General features: G+C 70.5%; 13 protein-coding genes. 8 read left to right on the top strand and 5 right to left on the bottom strand.

The genetic code is table 11. The features are described from left to right. Positions 1-82: 82 nt before the first annotated feature. From glnA (BR70_RS0106790) to BR70_RS19940, 5 genes are all read left to right on the top strand, one after another. The gene (gene glnA, locus BR70_RS0106790) at positions 83-1,420 is read left to right on the top strand and encodes a type I glutamate--ammonia ligase (RefSeq protein WP_027465449.1); all 1,338 of its coding nucleotides are present in this window, start codon (positions 83-85) and stop codon (positions 1,418-1,420) included. A 36-nt stretch (positions 1,421-1,456) separates the two neighbouring features. Next, positions 1,457-4,408 carry a bifunctional [glutamine synthetase] adenylyltransferase/[glutamine synthetase]-adenylyl-L-tyrosine phosphorylase gene (locus BR70_RS0106795; protein WP_027465450.1) on the top strand — a complete coding sequence of 984 codons (2,952 nt, stop codon included), beginning with the start codon at positions 1,457-1,459 and terminating at the stop codon, positions 4,406-4,408. 568 nt (positions 4,409-4,976) lie between these two features. After that, a complete protein-coding gene (locus tag BR70_RS0106800; protein WP_027465451.1) occupies positions 4,977-6,617 on the top strand; it encodes a glycosyltransferase family 2 protein in 1,641 nt (546 codons plus the stop codon). Further along, positions 6,610-8,166 carry a glycosyl hydrolase gene (locus BR70_RS0106805; RefSeq protein ID WP_027465452.1) on the top strand — a complete coding sequence of 519 codons (1,557 nt, stop codon included), beginning with the start codon at positions 6,610-6,612 and terminating at the stop codon, positions 8,164-8,166. Before BR70_RS0106800 ends, BR70_RS0106805 begins: the two co-directional genes overlap by 8 nt. After that, a complete protein-coding gene (locus tag BR70_RS19940; RefSeq protein ID WP_051596711.1) occupies positions 8,163-9,590 on the top strand; it encodes a UDP-glucose dehydrogenase family protein in 1,428 nt (475 codons plus the stop codon). Before BR70_RS0106805 ends, BR70_RS19940 begins: the two co-directional genes overlap by 4 nt. A 397-nt stretch (positions 9,591-9,987) precedes the next feature. On the opposite strand, the gene glnA (BR70_RS0106815) is transcribed toward BR70_RS19940, so the two are convergent. After that, positions 9,988-11,412 carry a type I glutamate--ammonia ligase gene (gene glnA, locus BR70_RS0106815; protein ID WP_027465453.1) on the bottom strand — a complete coding sequence of 475 codons (1,425 nt, stop codon included), beginning with the start codon at positions 11,410-11,412 and terminating at the stop codon, positions 9,988-9,990. 141 nt (positions 11,413-11,553) lie between these two features. Here glnA (BR70_RS0106815) and BR70_RS0106820 point away from each other — a divergent pair, with 141 nt between their 5' ends. Further along, positions 11,554-12,009: an RDD family protein gene (locus BR70_RS0106820; RefSeq protein WP_027465454.1), complete on the top strand. Its 456-nt coding sequence runs from the start codon at positions 11,554-11,556 to the stop codon at positions 12,007-12,009. A 169-nt stretch (positions 12,010-12,178) separates the two neighbouring features. Here BR70_RS0106820 and BR70_RS0106825 read toward each other — a convergent pair whose 3' ends face one another. Then, positions 12,179-12,895: a DUF4191 domain-containing protein gene (locus tag BR70_RS0106825; RefSeq protein WP_027465455.1), complete on the bottom strand. Its 717-nt coding sequence runs from the start codon at positions 12,893-12,895 to the stop codon at positions 12,179-12,181. Between the two features lie 128 nt (positions 12,896-13,023). On the opposite strand from BR70_RS0106825, the gene BR70_RS0106830 reads away from it, so the two are divergent. Beyond that, positions 13,024-13,932 (top strand): hypothetical protein, encoded by a 909-nt coding sequence (locus tag BR70_RS0106830; protein ID WP_155896807.1) that lies wholly within the window; start codon positions 13,024-13,026, stop codon positions 13,930-13,932. Between the two features lie 76 nt (positions 13,933-14,008). Here the strand turns inward: BR70_RS0106830 and sucB are convergent, their stop codons facing one another. The 3 genes from sucB to BR70_RS0106845 all read right to left on the bottom strand — a co-directional run bounded on the left by sucB (position 14,009) and on the right by BR70_RS0106845 (position 18,617). Beyond that, positions 14,009-15,523: a 2-oxoglutarate dehydrogenase, E2 component, dihydrolipoamide succinyltransferase gene (gene sucB, locus BR70_RS0106835; RefSeq protein WP_027465457.1), complete on the bottom strand. Its 1,515-nt coding sequence runs from the start codon at positions 15,521-15,523 to the stop codon at positions 14,009-14,011. A 73-nt stretch (positions 15,524-15,596) separates the two neighbouring features. Further along, positions 15,597-16,970: a dihydrolipoyl dehydrogenase gene (gene lpdA, locus BR70_RS0106840; RefSeq protein ID WP_027465458.1), complete on the bottom strand. Its 1,374-nt coding sequence runs from the start codon at positions 16,968-16,970 to the stop codon at positions 15,597-15,599. Positions 16,971-17,126: 156 nt separating this feature from the next. After that, positions 17,127-18,617 carry a leucyl aminopeptidase gene (locus tag BR70_RS0106845; RefSeq protein ID WP_027465459.1) on the bottom strand — a complete coding sequence of 497 codons (1,491 nt, stop codon included), beginning with the start codon at positions 18,615-18,617 and terminating at the stop codon, positions 17,127-17,129. A 76-nt stretch (positions 18,618-18,693) separates the two neighbouring features. Between BR70_RS0106845 and BR70_RS0106850 the strand changes: the two genes are divergently transcribed. After that, on the top strand, positions 18,694-19,623 hold the full coding sequence (locus BR70_RS0106850) for a proteasome assembly chaperone family protein (protein WP_027465460.1): 930 nt from the start codon (positions 18,694-18,696) through the stop codon (positions 19,621-19,623). Positions 19,624-19,725: the final 102 nt, after the last annotated feature.

The raw sequence follows: 19,725 nt of genomic DNA on the forward strand, positions 1-19,725 counted from the left end.
CGCACGGCCCCGCGCACACCGCCGGACCACTAGCCTGGGACGAGGCCCGCCAGCGGCCACCCGATACACGGAAAGGTCGTGCATGGACAAGCAGACGGACTTCGTGCTCCGCACCATCGAGGAGCGCGGCATCAAGTTCATCCGACTCTGGTTCACGGACGTCATCGGGACGCTGAAGTCGGTGGCGATCGCCCCGGCCGAGGTCGAGGGCGCGTTCGCCGAGGGCATCGGGTTCGACGGCTCCGCGATCGAGGGCCTCACCCGTTCCTACGAGGCCGACGTCCTGGCGCACCCGGACCCCTCGACCTTCCAGATCCTGCCGTGGCGCGGCGAGATCGACCCCACCGCGCGGATGTTCTGCGACATCACGACGCCGGACGGGCAGCCCGCCGTGGCCGACCCCCGCAACGTGCTGAAGCGCACCCTGGCGCGGGCGAGCGACCGCGGGTTCACGTTCTACACGCACCCCGAGATCGAGTTCTACCTGCTGAAGAGCCGCGAATGGAAGGACGGCGGCCCGCAGCCCGTCGACCAGGCCGGCTACTTCGACAACGTCCCCGGCGGCAGCGCGCACGACTTCCGTCGCCGGTCGGTCCGGATGCTCGAGGACCTCGGCATCTCGGTCGAGTTCTCGCACCACGAGGCCGGCCCCGGGCAGAACGAGATCGACCTCCGCTACGCCGACGCGCTGACGATGGCGGACAACATCATGACCTTCCGCACCGTGGTGAAGGAAGTGGCGATCGAGCAGGGCGTCTACGCGACGTTCATGCCGAAGCCGATCTCCGGCCAGCCCGGTTCCGGCATGCACACCCACGTGTCGCTGTTCGAGGGCGACCAGAACGCCTTCTACGAGGCCGGTGGCCAGTACCAGCTGTCGCAGACGGCCAAGCACTTCATCGCCGGGGTGCTCAAGCACGCACCGGAGATCACCGCGGTGACGAACCAGTTCGTCAACTCGTACAAGCGGCTCTGGGGCGGCGACGAGGCCCCGTCCTTCGTGACCTGGGGCCACAACAACCGCTCGGCCCTGGTGCGCGTGCCGCTCTACAAGCCGAACAAGGGCCAGTCCTCGCGGATCGAGTACCGCGGCATCGACTCGGCGGCGAACCCGTACCTGGCGTACTCACTGCTGCTCGCCGCCGGTCTCAAGGGCATCGAGGAAGAGTACGAGCTCCCCGCCGAGGCCGAGGACAACGTCTGGAGCCTCAGCGACTCCGAACGCCGGGCCCTGGGCTACAGCCAGTTGCCCGCGAGCCTCGACCACGCTCTGAGCCTCATGGAGGACTCCGAGCTGGTGGCCGAGACCCTCGGCGAGCAGGTGTTCAACTTCGTGCTGCTCAACAAGCGGCAGGAGTGGAAGCGCTACCGCGACCAGGTCACCCCGTTCGAGCTCGACACCAACCTCGGCGCGCTCTAGAGCCGAGCGCCCTGACCCCTCGGGAGCACGTTCCACATGACCGGTCGGACGACGACGTCACGTTCGGAGCTGGCCCGTCTGGGGTTCGCGGAACTGTCGGAGAGCCTCGAGCGGGCTGCCGACCTGGAGGCCCGGTTCGGCCCCGACGTGCCGCTGCCGGTCGCCGGGTCTGCCGCGCTCTGGGGCGGCACCGCTGATCCGGACGGCGCCCTGCGGATGCTCGAACGGCTGCTCGAGCGGGCGCCGGACGAGCTCCGCCCCGTCCTGACGGACGACGCGGCGACCGAGCGCCTGGTCCGCCTGCTCGGCGCCTCGATCGGTCTCGGGGAGTTCCTGCACCGACGTCCGGCGGAGCTCGCGCTGCTGCTCGAACCGGTCGGCGAACCGTGGTCGCAGGAGCGGTTCACGGCGTCGCTGACCGAGGCCGTCGACGGCGCCACGGGTGAGGACGCACGGATGCGCCTGCGCGTGCGCTACCGCCGGCACCTGGCCCAGATCGCCCTGTTCGACGTGCTGCACCCCGTGCCGACGGACGCGTTCCCGGCCGTGGCTGCCGGACTCGCCGACCTTGCGGGAGCCACCCTCGACGCCGCGGTGGACATCGCGCGGCGCGAGGTGCCGTTCCCCGCAGCCGACGTCGCGGCCACCCCGCTCGCCGTGATCGCGATGGGCAAGGCCGGTGCGCGCGAGCTCAACTACGTCAGCGACGTCGACGTCATCTTCGTCACCGAGCCCACCGACGACGTCCCCACCGACCGTGCCGTGCTGGTCTCCACCCGCATCGCGATCGCCGCCATGCACGCGATCACCGACCTCGCCGCCGAGCCCGCCCTGTGGGAGGTCGACGCGAACCTCCGGCCCGAGGGCAAGGACGGCGCGCTCGTGCGCACCCTCTACTCGCACGTGGCGTACTACGAGCGCTGGGCGAAGGGGTGGGAGTTCCAGGCGCTGCTCAAGGCCCGGCCGATCGCCGGGTCCGCCGACCTCGGTGCCCGGTACGCCGAGGCCGTCGCGTCGTTCGTGTGGAACTCCTCCACCCGGCCGGGCTTCGTCGAGTCGGTGCAGCGGATGCGCGAGCGGGTGACCGAGCACATCCCCGACGCCGACGTCGACCGGCAGCTCAAGCTCGGCCCCGGCGGCCTGCGGGACGTCGAGTTCACCGTGCAGCTCCTGCAGCTCGTGCACGGCCGCGACGACCCGTCCGTGCGGGTGCGGTCGACGCTCGAGGCGATGGACGCCCTGACCGACGCCGGGTACGTCGGCCGTGCCGAGGCCGCTCGGTTCGGGCCGGACTACGCCCTGCTCCGGGTGCTCGAGCACCGCATCCAGCTCCGGCGCCTGCAGCGGACGCACCTGATGCCCTCCGACGAAGAGGAACTACGGGTGCTCGCCCGGTCGAGCGGTGTCGCCGCGTCGGCCTCGGCGCTCGAGGCCCGCTGGCGTGCCGTGAAGCTCGAGGTCCGCGGGCTGCACGAGCGCCTGTTCTACCGGCCGCTGCTGTCCGCCGTGGCCTCGACCGAGGACGAGATCGTCCTGACCAACGACCAGGTCGTCGACCGGCTCGCGGGCGTCGGGTTCGTCGACCCCGCCGGAGCCGTCGGCCACATCCGCGCCCTGACGCAGGGCACGAGCCGGCGTGCGGCGATCCAGCGGAACCTGCTCCCGGTGCTCCTGCGCTGGATGGCCGAGGGGCCGGCACCGGACCGCGCGCTGCTGGCCTTCCGGCGGCTGAGCGACGGCCTGGGGGAGTCGAGCTGGTTCCTCCGCATGCTGCGCGACTCGTCCGGTGCCGCGCACTCGCTCACCACCGTGCTGTCCGAGTCGGCGTTCCTGTCCGGGCTGCTCGAACGGTTCCCCGAGGCGGTCGCCTGGCTCGACGAACCCGAGGCCCTGCTGCGTCCGCGGCCCATCGACGCCCTGCTCGCCGAGATGACCGCGACCACCGCCCGGCACGGCAACGACGTCGACGGCTCCGCGGCCCTGCTCCGGTCGGCCCGACGTCGGGAGACCCTGCGGCTCGGCATGGCCGCCGTGCTCGGCTCGCTCGACGTCGACGGCCTCGGCCCGGCCCTGAGCGACGTCACCGAGGCCACCCTGGCCGGAGCCCTCGCGCTCGCCCGCCGTGACGCCCCCGAGGGCTTCGAGTTCGGGATCATCGCGATGGGCCGGTACGGCGGGCGGGAACTCGGCTTCGGCTCGGACGCCGACGTGCTGTACGTCTACCGCGCACCCGACCTGGCTCCGGAGGTCGCGTCCCGCACCGCCCAGACCATCGTGCGCGAGCTCAACCGGCTCACCGAGGACACGATCCACCCGCTCGACCTCGACATCGACCTGCGCCCCGAGGGCAAGAACGGTCCCGTCGTGCGGACACTCGAGTCCTACGGCGCCTACTACGCCCGCTGGTCCCTCACGTGGGAGGCGCAGGCGCTCCTCCGCGCCCGCGGGGCCGTCGGCGACGCGCAACTCCTGCGCGACTTCGAGCACCTCGCCGACCGCACCCGGTACCCCGAGCGGATCGACGACCACCAGGTGCGCGAGGTCCGCCGAATCAAGGCCCGCGTGGAGTCGGAACGGCTGCCCCGCGGCGCCGACCCCGCCCGGCACCTCAAGCTCGGCCGGGGATCGCTCAGCGACGTCGAGTGGTTCGTGCAGCTCCTGCAGCTGCAGCACGCGCTCGAGATCCCGTCGCTCCGCACCACGTCGACGCTCGAGGCGCTCGACGCCGCGGTCGACGCCGGACTCGTCGGCGCCGAGGACGGCGAGCGGCTCGGGGCCGCCTGGCGCTTCGCATCGCGCACCCGGAGCGCCCTCGTGCTGTGGTCGGGGAAGACCACCGACGTCCTGCCCGTCGACCGCGTCCAGCTCGAGGGTGTCGCCCGCCTGATGGAGTACCCGCCGGGCTCCGCGAGCCGCCTCGAGGACGACTACCTCGGCGTCACGCGGCGCGCCCGACAGGTGTTCGAACGCGAGTTCTACGGCGCCTGACCCGCCCGCGACGGGACGCTGCGTCGCCCGCGACAGGACGCTGCGTCGCCCGCGGCAGGACGCTGCGTCGCCTGCGACACGCCCGGACGTCTCCGGACGGGCCCGACCTGAGCAGCCGTCGAAGGTTAATTCCCCGTGTCGAGGGGCGTCCCCCGATGGCACCCCGTTCGTACCCCTGTTCGAAACAGAGTCCATCTCGTTACCGCGCCGTGACCGAACTCCCACCGGACGGCCAGGGGACCATTTCCGGTGCCCCCCGACACGCCACGTGACCACCTGCTGACCAGGGCTTTCCGCCTGCCCCGACCCGTGCCTCCAGGCCGCACCTGTCGCCCATCGAAGTGAGCCTCCGCGGTCGGTGGTCCGCAGGAGTGCTGTCAGCACGACAGGGGACCGCTCCGACCGGCCGAGAGGGGGACCAGTGTGTACCCCGTAACGCGCTCGTAACGCCCCCGGACGGGGGCCGCGTTGCGCGCGCGTTCAGGTTCTGCATCAATGGCATCACCCGAACCGGCCCTGATTCCCCGATGAAGCGGAATCTCCACCTCGAACGTTGAAGCAGGGATCAGTGTTCACCTTCATTCTGCAGATCAGGCAGATGGTCGAAGGGCACCCCGAGTTCTACCTGTTCGCCGTGTACTCCGCGGTGATCTGGTTGCTCTGGTTGCTCAAGGTCGTCATCTCCGCCCGCTACCGCCCCTTCACCGGCACCTTCGTCGGTACCACCAGCGTCGTCGTCCCCGTCGTGGACGAACCGCTCGACCTGTTCCGCGACGTCATCGGCCGCATGGTCGAGCAGCAGCCCGGCGAGATCATCGTCGTCATCAACGGTGCTCGCAACGAGGCGCTCGAAGAGGTCTGCGACGAGTTCGCCCCGCTCGTCCGCTGGACCCACACGCCCATCCCGGGCAAGCGCAACGCCGTCAAGGTCGGCACCGAGATGTCCAACGGCGACATCACCGTGCTGGTCGACTCCGACACCGTCTGGACCCCCGGCGCGCTCGAGGAACTCCTCCGGCCGTTCGCCGACGAGTCCGTCGGTGGCGTCACGACCCGGCAGCGCATCCTCGAGCCGGAGCGCAGCTGGATCACCCGCTGGGCCGACTGGCTCGAGAACTCGCGGGCGCTCTACTCGATGCCGGCACAGAGTGTCCTCGGGCAGATCGGCTGCCTGCCCGGGCGCACCATCGCATTCCGCCGGAGCATCCTCATGCGGGTGATGGACCGGTTCATGCACGAGAAGTTCATGGGCGTGTTCCTCGAGGTCTCCGACGACCGGACGCTGACGAACCTCACGCTCAAGGAGGGGTACCGGACCGTCTACCAGTACACGTCGCTGGTCTACACGGACGCCCCGCTGCAGGTGAAGAAGCTGTTCAAGCAGCAGCTCCGCTGGGCCCGCGGCTCGCAGTACAACACGCTGCGGATGCTGCCGTGGATGCTCGGCCACGCCCCGATCCTGGCGGCGTTCTTCATCACCGACATCATCCTGCCGTTCATGCTCTTCGGCGTGATCGCCGGCTGGATCTACCGCGCCTTCACCGGCCAGGGCGAGAACCTGTACCAGGGCATCCTGTCGCAGTACGGCTTCTCGACCGGCTTCGTCTACGTCGCGGCGCTCATGGTGATCTCGAGCGTGCTGAGCATGGCGATCCGCCAGATGCGGCACCTGTCCGAGAAGCCGAGCGACTTCTTCCGCCTGCCGATGTTCATCATCGTGTCGACGTTCTTCCTGATGCCGATCCGGCTCATCGGCTTCTTCCGCCTGGCGCACGCGTCCGGCTGGGGGACCCGAGCAGGCGCCTACGCCGGTGGTCCGATGCAGGAGGACCCGGCGGACGCCGTCCAGCCGCTGTCCGCCACGGCGCAGATCCCGGTCAGCCCGATCGACGCCGAACGTGCTCGGATGGCCGGTGCGGACGCAGGCTCGGCGGGCTCGGATTCGGGCTCGTCCGCTCCGCTCGACACCGTCGACCAGGTGGCCGTCGACCGCGCGTTCGACGAACTCTTCGGCGCCGACGCGGCGACCAACTCCACCACCACCGTCCTCGCCACCCGCCGCGAGGCCGCAGCCGCGGTCGCGCAGCAGGAGGCCCAGCGAGCAGCCGCGCCGGCCCCCGCCCGAGCCCGCCGGTACAACCCGTACGCAGCGATCCCGTACGTGATCGGCATCGCGATCTTCGCCCTGGAGGCGTTCCTCATTGTCTGACATCATCCGTTCCTCGAGTGCTTGGTGGGCGCAGTCCAGCAAGCACGCCCGCCGGACGGCCATCGGCACGACGGCCATCGTGCTGGCGCTCGGCCTCATCACCTGGTCGGTGTGGATCTCGCCCACCGGCCCCGTCTCGACCGCCGTGCACCAGGCGCTCGGCGTCGAGGCGCCGAAGGCCAAGAAGGTGTCCGCCGCCGAGCTGCAGACGCAGCTCGACGCCGCCCAGGAGCGCATCTGGTCGCTCGAGGGCAAGCTCGACTCCCGTACGGCCCAGGCCGGGTCGCGCGGCGACCAGATCTCGGAACTCAAGGCGCAGATCGCGTCGCTGCAGTCCCAGCTCGGTGCCGCGAAGAGCTCGGGAGGCTCGTCCAACGTCAACGCCGCGGGCTCCGGCAGCGGTGGCTCGGGTTCCGGCGGGGCCGGTGCCGGTTCCGCCGGCGGGTCCGGTTCGGGTTCGTCGGACAACGGGTCGGGCAGCGGTCCGGGTTCGGGTTCGGGCAACGGCGGTGGGTCGAAGCCGAACCCCGGCCCCTCGACCGACCCGGGTGCCACCCCGGTCGTCACACCGACGAAGGCCGAGATCCTCGGCCAGCAGTCGCGCTGGTACGGCCTGTACACCGCGCAGTCCCCGTTCAACTGGGCCGAGTACGACGAGGTCTCCCGTCAGGTCGGCACCGCGTCGAACATGACCGGCTTCTTCCAGGGCTTCGACCAGGAGTTCAACGCCACCGCGGTGCAGCGCTCCTGGGCCAACGGTCGGGTCCCCCTCATGACGTGGGAGACGGTGCCGGCGCAGACCGGCAACGACCAGAAGTACGTCCCCGGGTACACCAACGACGACATCTCCGGTGGGTCGTTCGACGCCTACCTGACGAAGTACGCCAAGGCGCTTGCGGCCAACGGGCAGCCGCTGGTCATCCGTCTCGACCACGAGATGAACGGCTCCTGGTACAACTGGTCCGAGGGTGACGCCCAGAAGAACCCCGTCGGCTCCTACAAGAAGATGTGGAAGCACGTGCACGACGTCTTCCAGGCGAACGGCGCGAACAAGTACGTCATCTGGGACTGGTCCCCGAGCCGCATCGACAAGCTCGGCAACACGAAGTACCAGACGCTCGAGTACATGCAGCAGTACTACCCGGGTGCGGACTACGTGGACTGGGTCGGCATGAGCGGCTACTACCGCGACGCCACCGAGCAGCCGACGTTCGCCACGACCTTCGGAGCGACGCTCGCGCAGCTCCGGCAGATCGCGCCGGGCAAGGGCATCATGCTCAACGAGATCGGGGCGACCGAGACCGGCACGAGTGTCGCGAACCCGCAGAAGACGCAGTGGATCGACTCGCTCTTCGATGCGCTGGCGGACCCCGCCAACAAGGACATCGTCGGCTTCGCGTACTTCAGCGAGACCGCGACCACCATCATCGACGGCAAGCGCACCACGAACGACTGGCGTCTCAACTCCCGCGCCGATTCCCTCAAGGCCTTCGCCGAGGGCATCAAGCGCAACGACATCGACTACGACCTGCAGGAGGTCACGCAATGAGCGAGTCCAAGAAGTCGACCGCATCGGCCGACACCCGTCCCGCACCCGTCATCAGCGTCATCGGCACCGGCTACCTCGGTGCCACCCACGCGGCCGCCATGGCCGAGATGGGCTTCGAGACCATCGGCGTCGACATCGACCCGTCGAAGCTCGCCGCGCTGTCCGCCGGTGAGGTCCCGTTCTTCGAGCCCGGGCTGCCCGAGCTCATCACGAAGCACGTCGCCAGCGGCAAGCTCCGCTTCACCTCCGACATCGCCTCGGCCGTGGCCGCTGCGGACGTCCACTTCGTCTGCGTCGGCACACCGCAGAAGGCCGGGTCGCACGCCGCGAACCTTGCCTACGTGGAGAGCGCCACCCGTGGTGTCGCCGAGAACCTCACCCACCCGGGCCTCATCGTCGGCAAGTCGACGGTCCCGGTGGGCACGGCATCGCGTCTCCGTGGCATCGTCCGCGAGTTCACCCCCGCCGGCATCGACGCGGAGCTCATCTGGAACCCCGAGTTCCTGCGCGAGGGCAAGGCCGTCGAGGACACGCTGCACCCGGACCGTCTGGTCTGGGGCGGAGCCTCCGAGGCCGCCGACGCCGTGATCCGCGAGGTCTACGCCGCACCGATCAGCGAGGGCACCCCGGTCATCACCACCGACCTCGCCACCGCGGAGCTCGTCAAGGTGAGCGCCAACGCGTTCCTCGCCACGAAGATCTCGTTCATCAACGCGATCTCGGAGATGTGCGCGATCACCGGTGCCGACGTCTCCACGCTCGCCGACGCCCTCGGCCACGACGCCCGCATCGGCCGGAAGTTCCTGAACGCCGGACTCGGCTTCGGCGGCGGCTGCCTGCCGAAGGACATCCGGGCGCTCATGTACCGCGCGAACGAGATCGGCGCGGGCCAGGTCGTCGGCCTCATGCAGCAGGTCGACGAGATCAACATGGGGCAGCGCCAGCGGGTCATCGACATGGCGATCGACTCGGCCGGGGGATCGGTGCTCAACCGCCGCGTGGCCGTCATCGGTGCCGCGTTCAAGCCGCTGACCGACGACGTCCGGGACTCCCCGGCGCTCAACGTCGCCGCTGCGCTGCACCTCCGCGGCGCGCAGGTGACGCTCTGGGACCCCGAGGCGATGGAGCCCGCGAAGCGCTCGTTCCCGACGCTGAGCTACGCCGCCTCGATGACGGACGCGATCGAGGGCGCCGACGTCGTCCTCGTGCTCACCGAGTGGGACGACATCATCACCGCCGACCCGGTCGCCCTCGGTGACCTCGTCGGGCGCCGCGTCGTCATCGATGCGCGCAACTGCCTCCCGGTCTCCGACTGGGTGAAAGCGGGGTGGACCGTCCGTTCCCTGGGACGTCCCACGCCGGTCACGGGTGCACCCGTGAGCGTCGCAGCGGGGACGAACGACGCGTTGGCCACGAGCCGCTAGTCACCGTTCGCGAGACGGGGTCCGTGCCGGGCGGCGCGGGCCCCGTTCCCGTGCGCCCGGGGGCGTCGGGTTGTTCCGGGCGTACCTGGTCGAATCGGGCGTACCTGGTCGGAAGCTCTGACCAGGTACGCCCGATTCCGCTTTCCAGTCCAGCTGCGATGGGAAGGAACGTGCGTCGCGACCGCCTGGAGGCCCGGCGCCCGCCCGCCGGACCGGCACCGGGCCTCCAGGCGGTCGCGTCAGCACCCCGCGCTGACGGTGGCCGCGGCCTCTCGCGCTGGGCGACACCTCACGGGCGGCGCAGCCCTTGAGGTGTCGCCCACCCCGAAACGTGGCCGGTACGGCGAAGGGCCCCGCACCTGACGGTGCGGGGCCCTTCGTGTGGTGCCAGCGGAACTCAGACGCCGAAGTACAGCTCGTACTCGAACGGGTGCGGGCGCTGGGCCAGCGGGAGGATCTCGTTCTCGCGCTTGTAGTCGATCCAGGTCTGGATGAGGTCCTCGGTGAAGACGTTGCCCTTCGTGAGGAACTCGTGGTCCGCCTCGAGCGCGTCGAGCGCCTCGTCGAGGGAGCCGGGGACCTGGGGGATGCCCTTCGCCTCTTCCGGCGGGAGCTCGTAGAGGTCCTTGTCGACCGGCTCGTGCGGCTCGATGCGGTTCTGGATGCCGTCGAGGCCCGCCATCAGCTGCGCGGCGAAGGCCAGGTACGGGTTGCCGGAGGCGTCGGGCGCGCGGAACTCGATGCGCTTGGCCTTCGGGTTGGTGCCCGTGATCGGGATGCGGATCGCCGCCGAGCGGTTGCCGGCCGAGTAGACCAGGTTGACCGGCGCCTCGAAGCCCTTGACCAGTCGGTGGTACGAGTTGATCGACGGGTTGGTGAAGGCGAGCAGCGCCGAGGCGTGCTTCAGGATGCCGCCGATGTACCAGCGGGCGAGGTCCGACAGCCCGCCGTAGCCGTTCTCGTCGTAGAAGAGCGGCTTGCCGTCTGACCAGAGCGACTGGTGGGTGTGCATGCCCGAGCCGTTGTCGCCGAAGAGCGGCTTCGGCATGAACGTGGCGACCTTGCCCCACTGGTCAGCGGTGTTCTTGACGATGTACTTGAACTTCAGGATGTCGTCCGCGGCGTGGACCATCGTGTCGAACTTGTAGTTGATCTCCTGCTGGCCGCCCGTGCCCACCTCGTGGTGCGAGCGCTCGAGCTCGAAGCCGGCGTCGATCAGCTTGAGGGTGATGTCGTCGCGCAGGTCGGCGGTCTTGTCGACCGGCGACACGGGGAAGTAGCCGCCCTTGTACGGGGTCTTGTTGGCGAGGTTGCCGCCCTCTTCGTCGCGACCGGTGTTCCAGGCGCCCTCTTCGGAGTCGACCGCGTAGAAGGACTCGTTCTGCGTGACCGAGTAGCGGACGTCGTCGAAGATGTAGAACTCGGCCTCGGGGGCGAAGAACGCGGTGTCCGCGATGCCCGTCGACGCGAGGTACTTCTCAGCCTTCTTCGCCACCTGGCGCGGGTCACGGCCGTAGATCTCGCCGTTCCGCGGGTTGTAGATGTCGAAGATCATGATGAGCGTGCGCTCGGCGCGGAACTGGTCGACGTACGCCGTGGTCACATCGGGGATCAGCTGCATGTCGGACTCGTGGATCGACGCGAACCCACGGATCGAGGAGCCGTCGAACAGCTGGCCGACCGAGAAGAAGTCCTCGTCGACGGTGGATGCCGGGATGTTGAAGTGCTGCTGCACACCGGGCAGGTCCGTGAAGCGGATGTCGAGGAACTTGACGTCGGTGTCCTTGATGAAGGCCAGGACCTCGGAGGAATCGCTGAACATGGGGCCGATCTCCAATGGGTTGGGTGATGTCGGAGGCACCGGTCAAGGCACCTCCGACGAGGCTATTGACACGGGGTTTCCCGGACATGACTGGTTTGTTTCGGGCGTGTTACGCCCGGGCCGTCGCCTACGCTGGGGACCATGGCCCGCAGCACTCCCAGTCCGTCCGCGCCCTCCGAGCACCCGGACGGGTGGCCGGGCAAGGACCTCGGTCTGCCGGAGTCCGGACCCCGGAGTGTCGGGCGGATCGGCCGGCGGGTCGTGGCGCTGCTGATCGACGGCGCGCTGGCCGACCTGGTCGCCTACGTCACCGGCGTGTGGTCGCCGGTGAACGGTTCGGGCGACATCGCGCACTCGTGGGTGCAGATCGCCATCTTCGCCGTGCTGCAGATCCTGTTCATCTGCCTGTTGTCCGGGTCGTTCGGTCACATCTGCGTCGGACTGCGGGTCGTCCCGATGCGCGGGGGCTACGTGGGGGTGTGGCGGCCGATCCTCCGGACGGTGCTGCTCTGCCTGGTGGTCCCGGCGCTCATCATCGACCGCGACAGCCGGGGCGCGCACGACCGTATCGCCGGGACGGTGCTCGTCCGGCGCTGAGCCGGGCTGCGTGGTGCGAGGTTCCGTACTCGGTGCCCGCCTGCGCTTCCCGCACCGAGTACGGAACCTCGCACCGTGCAGGACCGGCTTCGAGCGAGGTACGCACCCCCCACACACGAGAACGCCCCCGACCATCTGGTCGGGGGCGTTCTCGTGTGTGGGGGTTCGGTCAGCGCGGCCGTCCGGCGCGGGCCCGCATCGGGTCCATGCCCTTCGGGATCGAGGCCGCAGGGCTCTGCGTCAGCGAGTCGAGACGGTTCGCGACCGCCAGGACCTCGTTGCGGTTGAGCGACTTCTTGAGCTTGTTCATGGCACGGGGCAGCTTGTGCAGCGTCAGGCTCTCACCGGTGCCGTCACCCACGTGCAGCACGTGCACGGCGACGTTCGGGACGATGCGCTGGACCTTGCGGCGCTCCTCGTCGACCTGGCGGTTGAGGTTGCCACGCTGGCCCTCGGTGATCAGGACGACACCCGGGCGACCCACGGCGCGGTAGACCGCTGCCTGCGAGCGACCGTGCACCGCGACCGGCATCTCGCTCGAGCGCCACTGGCGACGGAGCGAGTTCGACAGCACCGCACCGACGGCGCCGGGCTGGCCTTCGATCTGCGAGTACGCGGCGCGTTCGGCAAGACGACCGAGCACGATGAGGAAGAGCAGCACACCGAGCAGCACACCGGCGACGATCCAGAGGACGATCGCGAGCCAGTTCTGCCCCGGCAGGAGCAGCGCCAGCAGGACACCGAGGACGACCGGGCCGACGAAGGCGAGGGCGAACCACCAGACCGACGACGGGTCGGCCTTTCGGGTCATCTGGAAGACCTGGAACATCTGCTTGAGACGCCCCGGCTCCTTCGCCTTCTTGTCTGTGGAAGAGCTGCGTGCCATGCGAACAGGATACGGCCTCCGTGCGCCGGGGGAGACCGTCGCGTGTCCGGCTGTGCGCGAACACGTCTTGTCCACAGATGGTGCGGGAGAGCCTGGAGGCCCGCCGCGCCACCGCCACGCTGGTCACCATGGAGACGAGCACCGACCACCACCCGGATCGCTGGATCGCGACCGGCAACGAGCGCGACGAGCACGAGGAGCACGACGGGCACGCCGGGCACGACGGGCACGCCGGGCACGACGGGCACGACGAGCGCGACGTGCTCGTGTGGGTCGCCGACCGCTCCGCGGCCGCCGAGCGCCACCTCGTCCCGGTGGCCGCGGTCGGTCGGACGCCGACGGGGCGTCTCGTCGTCGACCTCGACCGGCCCACGGGCACGCCGCTCGTGCCGGCGCTCGACCGGCTCGGCACCCCGACCACCGGCGTCGCGGTGACCCTGACGGTCCCGCTCCTGGAGCTCCTGGTGGCGGTGCACGACGGCGCGGTCCTGCTCGGTGCCGCCGGCATCGACGACGTGCTGGTGGACGACTCCGGTGCCGTCGTGCTCTGCGACCGCCCGACGAACGCGACGAACCCGACCAACTCACTCAACGAGACGAACCCGATCAACCCGACCAACGCGGCGACCCCGACGCACACCGCGCACCCGGGGGATGCGACCCGGACCCTCGTGCTCGCAGCGCGGAGCGTGTGGGACCGCGTCGACCCGGCCGACCCGGCCCAGGCCCCGGTGCTCGGAGCGCTGCAGGATGCCCTCGACGGTGACGGGCCGAGCGCACGAGCAGCACTCGACGTCGTCCGTGCCGCCGCCGCGCCCCGCCCGTTCCGGTGGACCCCCGTGCCGAGCGACCTCGTGTTCGCTGAACCGCCGACACCGGACGGGCAGGACGGACTGCTCGATCGCCTGCGAGACGCGGTCGAGCACGGCGTCCCACTCGGAGCCGGACGACGACTCCCGCTCCGCCGTGTCCTCGTGGGGCTCGTCGTCACCGTCGGGTCGGTGGTCGCCGCGCTGACCCTGCTCGGCGGCGGGTGACGCCGAACCCGCCGGGAACGGGAACGGCCCCGGCTCCCACGAGGGGAACCGGGGCCGTCGGCCGTGCTGCTGGTGATCAGTACCCGAGGTTCGGGGCGAAGTTGCCCTCTTCGAGACGGTTCTTCACCGCGACGAGGTACCGCGAGGCGTCCGCACCGTCGATGATCCGGTGGTCGTACGACAGCGCCAGGTAGACGAACGAGCGGATGGCGATGGCTTCCTGGCCGTCGACCTTCACGACCGCCGGGCGCTTCGTGACGATGCCGGTGCCGAGGATCGCCGACTGCGGCAGGAACACCACGGGGGTGTCGAACAGCGCGCCACGCGAACCGGTGTTGGTCAGCGTGAACGTGCCGCCGGCCAGCTCGTCGGGCTTGAGCTGGTTGTTCCGGGTGCGCTCGGCGAGGTCCGCGATGGACTTCGAGAACTGCGCCAGGTCCAGCGAGGCCGCGTCCTTGATGACCGGGGTCAGCAGGCCGCGCTCGGTGTCCACCGCGATGGAGACGTTCTCGGACTCCGGGTAGACGATCTCGTCACCCTCGACCGTGGAGTTGATCTTCGGGTGGGCCTTCAGCGCCTCGGACGCCGCGAGGGCGAAGAACGGCATGAAGGAGAGCTTCGAGCCGGTCTTCTCGAGGAACTCCGCCTTGTGGGCGTCGCGGAACTGCGCCACCTTCGTGACGTCGACCTCGACGACGCTCGTGAGCTGTGCGGTCGAGGTCATCGACTGCACGGCACGCTCGGCGACGACCTTGCGCAGGCGGGTCATCTTCTCGCGGGTTCCACGCAGCGGCGAGACCTCGGCGACGAACGGGCCGGAAGCGGCGGCGGGTGCTGCTGCAGCCGAGGCGGCCGGGGCCTTCGCGGCGGCGGCGAGGACGTCCTCCTTGCGGATGCGCCCCCCGACACCGGAGCCCGTGACCGTGGACAGGTCGACGCCCTGCTCGTTCGCGAGCTTGCGCACCAGCGGAGTGACGTAGCCGGAGGCTGCGCCGTCCTGCGTGGGGTTCGGCACCGCGGCGGCGGCCGTGGCACTCGGCGCGGACGCCGGAGCCGGTGCGGCTGCCGGAGCGGCCTGGGCCGGCACGGCTGCCGGCGGTGCGGCTGCGGGCGGCGGGACCGGAGCGGCGGCCGGGACCGGCGCTGCCGCGGGCGGGGCGGACGGTGCCTGCGGGGCGGCGGGCTGCGTCTGACCGGCGGGGGCGGGCTCGGGCTCGGTGGGCTCGGGGGCGGGGGTCTCGGCCTCCTGCTCCGTGCTCGGAGCGGCCTCGGGCTCCTCGGCGTCGGCAGCGGCGGCGTTCGCGTCGTCGGCGCCGGAGTCGGACGAGTCCGAACCGCCGTCGGACGAGCCGGAGCCGTCACCGATCTTCACGAGGGCGGTGCCGACCTCGACGGTCTCGTCCTCCTGCACCAGGATCTCCTCGACGACGCCGGCGATCGGCGACGGGATCTCGGTGTCGACCTTGTCGGTCGAGACCTCGAGCAGCGGCTCGTCGACCTCGACCCGGTCACCGACGTTCTTCAGCCATCGGGTCACCGTGCCCTCGGTGACGCTCTCGCCGAGCGCCGGGAGGTTGACGGATTCGCTCATCGGGTGGACTCCTCTTCGCGGGGGATTGCAGTGGTTGTTGGTGTCATTGTCACAGTGCGGTGACCGGTGCCGGTCACAGCGCGTGCAGCGGCTTGCCCGCGAGGTGCAGGAACGCCTCGCCGAGGGCTTCGTTCTGGGTCGGGTGGCCGTGCACCAGGGGAGCGATGTCCTCCGGGTAGGCCTCCCAGTTCACGGCGAGCTGGGCTTCGCCGATGAGCTCGCCGACGCGGGCACCGATCATGCTGACCCCGACGACGGGGCCGTCCACGACGCGCACGACCTTGACGGAGCCGGAGGTCCCGATGATGTGGCTCTTGCCGTTGCCGGCCAGGTTGTACTCGTACGAGTCGACCTTGTCGGCGCCGTACTGCTCCTCGGCCTTTGCCTGCGAGAGCCCGACCGACGCGACCTCGGGGTCGGAGTAGGTGATCTTCGGGATGTTCTTGTCCTCGATGACCACCGGGTTGAGACCGGCGATCTCCTCGGCGACGAAGATGCCCTGCTGGAAGCCGCGGTGCGCGAGCTGCAGGCCGGGGACGATGTCGCCGACGGCGTAGACGTTCGGGATGTTCGTGGCGAGACGCTCGTTCGTGGTGACGAACCCGCGGTCCATCGCCACGCCGACCTCGTCGTAGCCGACGTTCTGCGTGACCGGGCCTCGGCCGACAGCGACGAGCAGGACGTCACCGTCGAAGGTCTTGCCGTCCTCCAGCGTGACGACGACCCCGTTCTCGTGCTGCTCGACGCCCTGGAACCGGACACCGAGCGAGAACTCGATGCCGCGCTTGCGGAACGCACGCTCGAGCTGCTTCGACATCGACTCGTCCTCGGCGGGGACCAGGTGCGGCAGCCCCTCGACGATGGTGACCTCGGCGCCGAAGGACTTCCAGACACTGGCGAACTCGACACCGATGACGCCGCCGCCCAGGATGACGACCTTGTTCGGGACGTAGTCCATGCGGAGTGCGGTCTCGGAGGTGATCACGCGGCCGCCGATCTCGAGCCCGGGCAGGGACTTCGAGTAGGAGCCGGTCGCGAGCACGATGTTCTTGCCGGTGACGGTCTGGTCGCCGACCTGCACGGTGTTCTGCGAGGTCAGACGTCCCCAGCCCTCGACCACGGTGATGCCGCGGGCCTTGATCAGGCCCTGCAGGCCCTTGTACTTGGAGTTGATGACGCCCTGCTGGTAGTCGATCACCTTGGGCACGTCGACACCGGCGAACTCCGCGATCACGCCGTACTTCTCGGCGTCACGCGTGCCGTCGGCGATCTCGGCGGCGTGCAGCAGCGCCTTGGTCGGGATGCAGCCGCGGTGCAGGCACGTCCCTCCGAGCTTGTCGCCCTCGATGAGCGCGACGCTCATGCCGAGTTCGGCGGCCCGGAGCGCAGCGGCGTACCCACCACTCCCGCCACCGAGGACAACGACGTCGTAAGTCTGTTCCGTCACCTGGTGCAACTCCCTCGTGCGTGTCGGGCCGATCGGGCCCTACGTGGACACCGCGGAGGGCGGCGTCCGACGGTCGGACCGCGTGGTTCCGGTCCCGTCCCGTGCAGTACCGGTGGGAGGCGCGTCGGTGCGCCGTTCCCACCGGTACCAAACCTACTACTCGGACTGGAGGTCTTCTGCGAGAGCGATGAGCGTCCGGACCATCACGCCCGTCGCACCCTTGCCCAACCAGGCGTACCCGCCGCCCTTGTTCTCCGACGGACCCGCGATGTCGAGGTGCGCCCAGGGGACACCCTCGCCGGCGAAGCGCTCGAGGAACTTGCCCGCGAGCAGCATGCCGCCGGCCGGGTTGCCGACCGTGGCGTTGACGATGTCGGCGACGTCGCTGGACAGCCGGGCCTCGAGCTCCTCGGGCAGCGGCATCGGCCAGATCGGCTCCGAGACGCCCTCGGCGACGGCACGGACCTTCGCGACGAGGTCGTCGCTGCCCATCAGGCCGGTGGTGCGGTCACCGAGCGCGACGACCTGGGCGCCGGTCAGCGTGGCGACGTCGACGAGCGCGTCGGGCTGTTCGAGCGACGCGGCGGCCATCCCGTCGCCCAGCACCAGGCGGCCCTCGGCGTCGGTGTTCGTGACCTCGACCGTGGTGCCGTTCTTCAGCGTCAGGACGTCGCCCGGGCGGGTCGCGGTGCCGGAGGGCATGTTCTCGGCGAGGGCGAGCCACGCGGTCACGCGCACGTTCAGCCCCAGGCGGGCGGCGGCGACGGTCGCGGCGAGCACCGTGGCGGCACCGGTCATGTCGGTCTTCATGCCGAGCATGGACGCCGCGGGCTTGAGCGAGAGGCCGCCCGAGTCGAAGGTGATGCCCTTGCCCACGAGGGCGAGGTGCTTCGTGGCGGACTCCGGCGCGTACCGGACGACGACCAGGCGCGGGGGACGCGCCGAACCGCGGCCGACACCGAGGATGCCGCCGAAGCCCTGCTCCTCGAGCGCCTGCTCGTCGAGGACCTCGACGGTGAGCGGCAGGTCCGAGGCGAACCCGGTCGCGACGTCGGCGACGTCCTGCGGCCCGAGGTCGCCCGCGGCGGTGTTCACGAGGTCGCGCACGAGCGACGCGGCGTCGGCGACGATCGCGGGGCGCACGCCGGCGTCGGCTGCGACGTCGGCGGGCGCGACGACCTCGATGCGCTGGTCACCGCGGGCCGGGGCCTTGGTGCCGGTGCCCTTGTGCCGGGTGAAGGCGTACGCGCCGAGCGCCGCGCCCTCGAGGGCGGCGTCGACGAGCTCGGCCGAGTCGGTGGGCAGGGCGAGCGTGATCGAGTCGACGCGGGGGAGCTGTCGCACGGCGCTGCCGGCCGCTGCGCGGATCGCCGCGGCACCCGTGGCGGAGCCGAGTCCGATCAGCGCGACCGACTTCGCACCGACGCCGGCGGCGGGCAGGCGGACGAGCTGGTCCTTCGCGCCGGTCACCCCGATCGCGGCGAGGTCGAGGCCGGCGAGGGCGTCGAGCGTGCCCAGGGCGGTGGGAGCGAGCACGGCGGTGCTGTCGGCCTCGCCGGACGAGCCCGGGCGGACCCCGACGACGAGCACGTCGGCGGTGGTGGTCTCGGGGGGTGAACTGGTGGTGGAGAGCGTCGGTCGGACCATGCTCCAACCCTACCGAGGGCCTGTTCGCTGTCGGCGTGGTCGTCGCGCACCGGGGACGTCGGAGGCCCCGCCTAGCATGGGGACGGTGAACCACCCCGAGGAGCTCTACACGTTCGACGCGGACGCCCCGACCGTGCCAGCAGGGTTGCACCTGATCGCCGGACTGACCGGGTTCGCCGATGCCGGATCGGCCGTCGCGCAGGTGACGAACTCGATCCTCGAGGACCTCGACACCGAGCTCGTCGCCGAGTTCGACCCCGACGTGCTGCTCGACTGGCGGGCCCGTCGGCCGGTCATCACCTTCGAGCACGACCACATCAGCGCCGTCGAGCCGCCCCGTCTGGCCCTGCACCTGGTGCGCGACGAGATCGGCCAGCCGTTCCTGTTCCTGTCGGGCTACGAGCCGGACTTCCAGTGGAACCGCTTCGTCCGGGCCGTCACCGGGCTCGCCGCCGACCTGCAGGTGGCCGACACCACGTGGGTGCAGTCCATCCCGATGCCGGTCCCGCACACCCGTCCGATCAGCCTCACCGTCTCCGGCACCCGGGCCGACCTCGTCGAGCAGATGAGCGTCTGGAAGCCCGAGACCCAGGCGCCGGCGAACGTCCTGCACCTGGTCGAGCACCGCCTCGCCGAGACGGGCGCGCAGGTCACGGGGCTCGTGCTGCTCGTGCCCCACTACCTGTCCGACACCGAGTTCCCCGACGCCGCCGTCGCGGCGCTGTCCGGCATCGCCGCCGCGACCGGGCTCATCTTCCCGACCGACGCCCTGCGCGAGTCGGGTCGCGAGTTCCTGACCCGCGTCGAGGAGCAGGTGGCCGGCAACCCCGAGCTCCAGCGCCTGGTCTCCGTGCTCGAGGAGCGGCACGACACGTACATGGAGGGCAACCCCGTTGCATCGCCGCTGACCGGCGTCGACGGCGAGGTGCCGACCGCGGACGCGATCGCGGCCGAGCTCGAGCGCTTCCTGGCCGACCGGCGCACCCAGGGCGACGCGACCGACTGACCGTCGCGGGATCCGGACGTCCCGACAGGACGGTCTGGAGGCACGTGGCGGCCCCGCACCGCGCCTCCAGGCCGTCCTCCGGTCGCCCGCACGACGTGACGC

This window comes from Curtobacterium sp. UNCCL17 (genome assembly GCF_000686685.1).
Lineage (GTDB): Bacteria > Actinomycetota > Actinomycetes > Actinomycetales > Microbacteriaceae > Curtobacterium > Curtobacterium flaccumfaciens.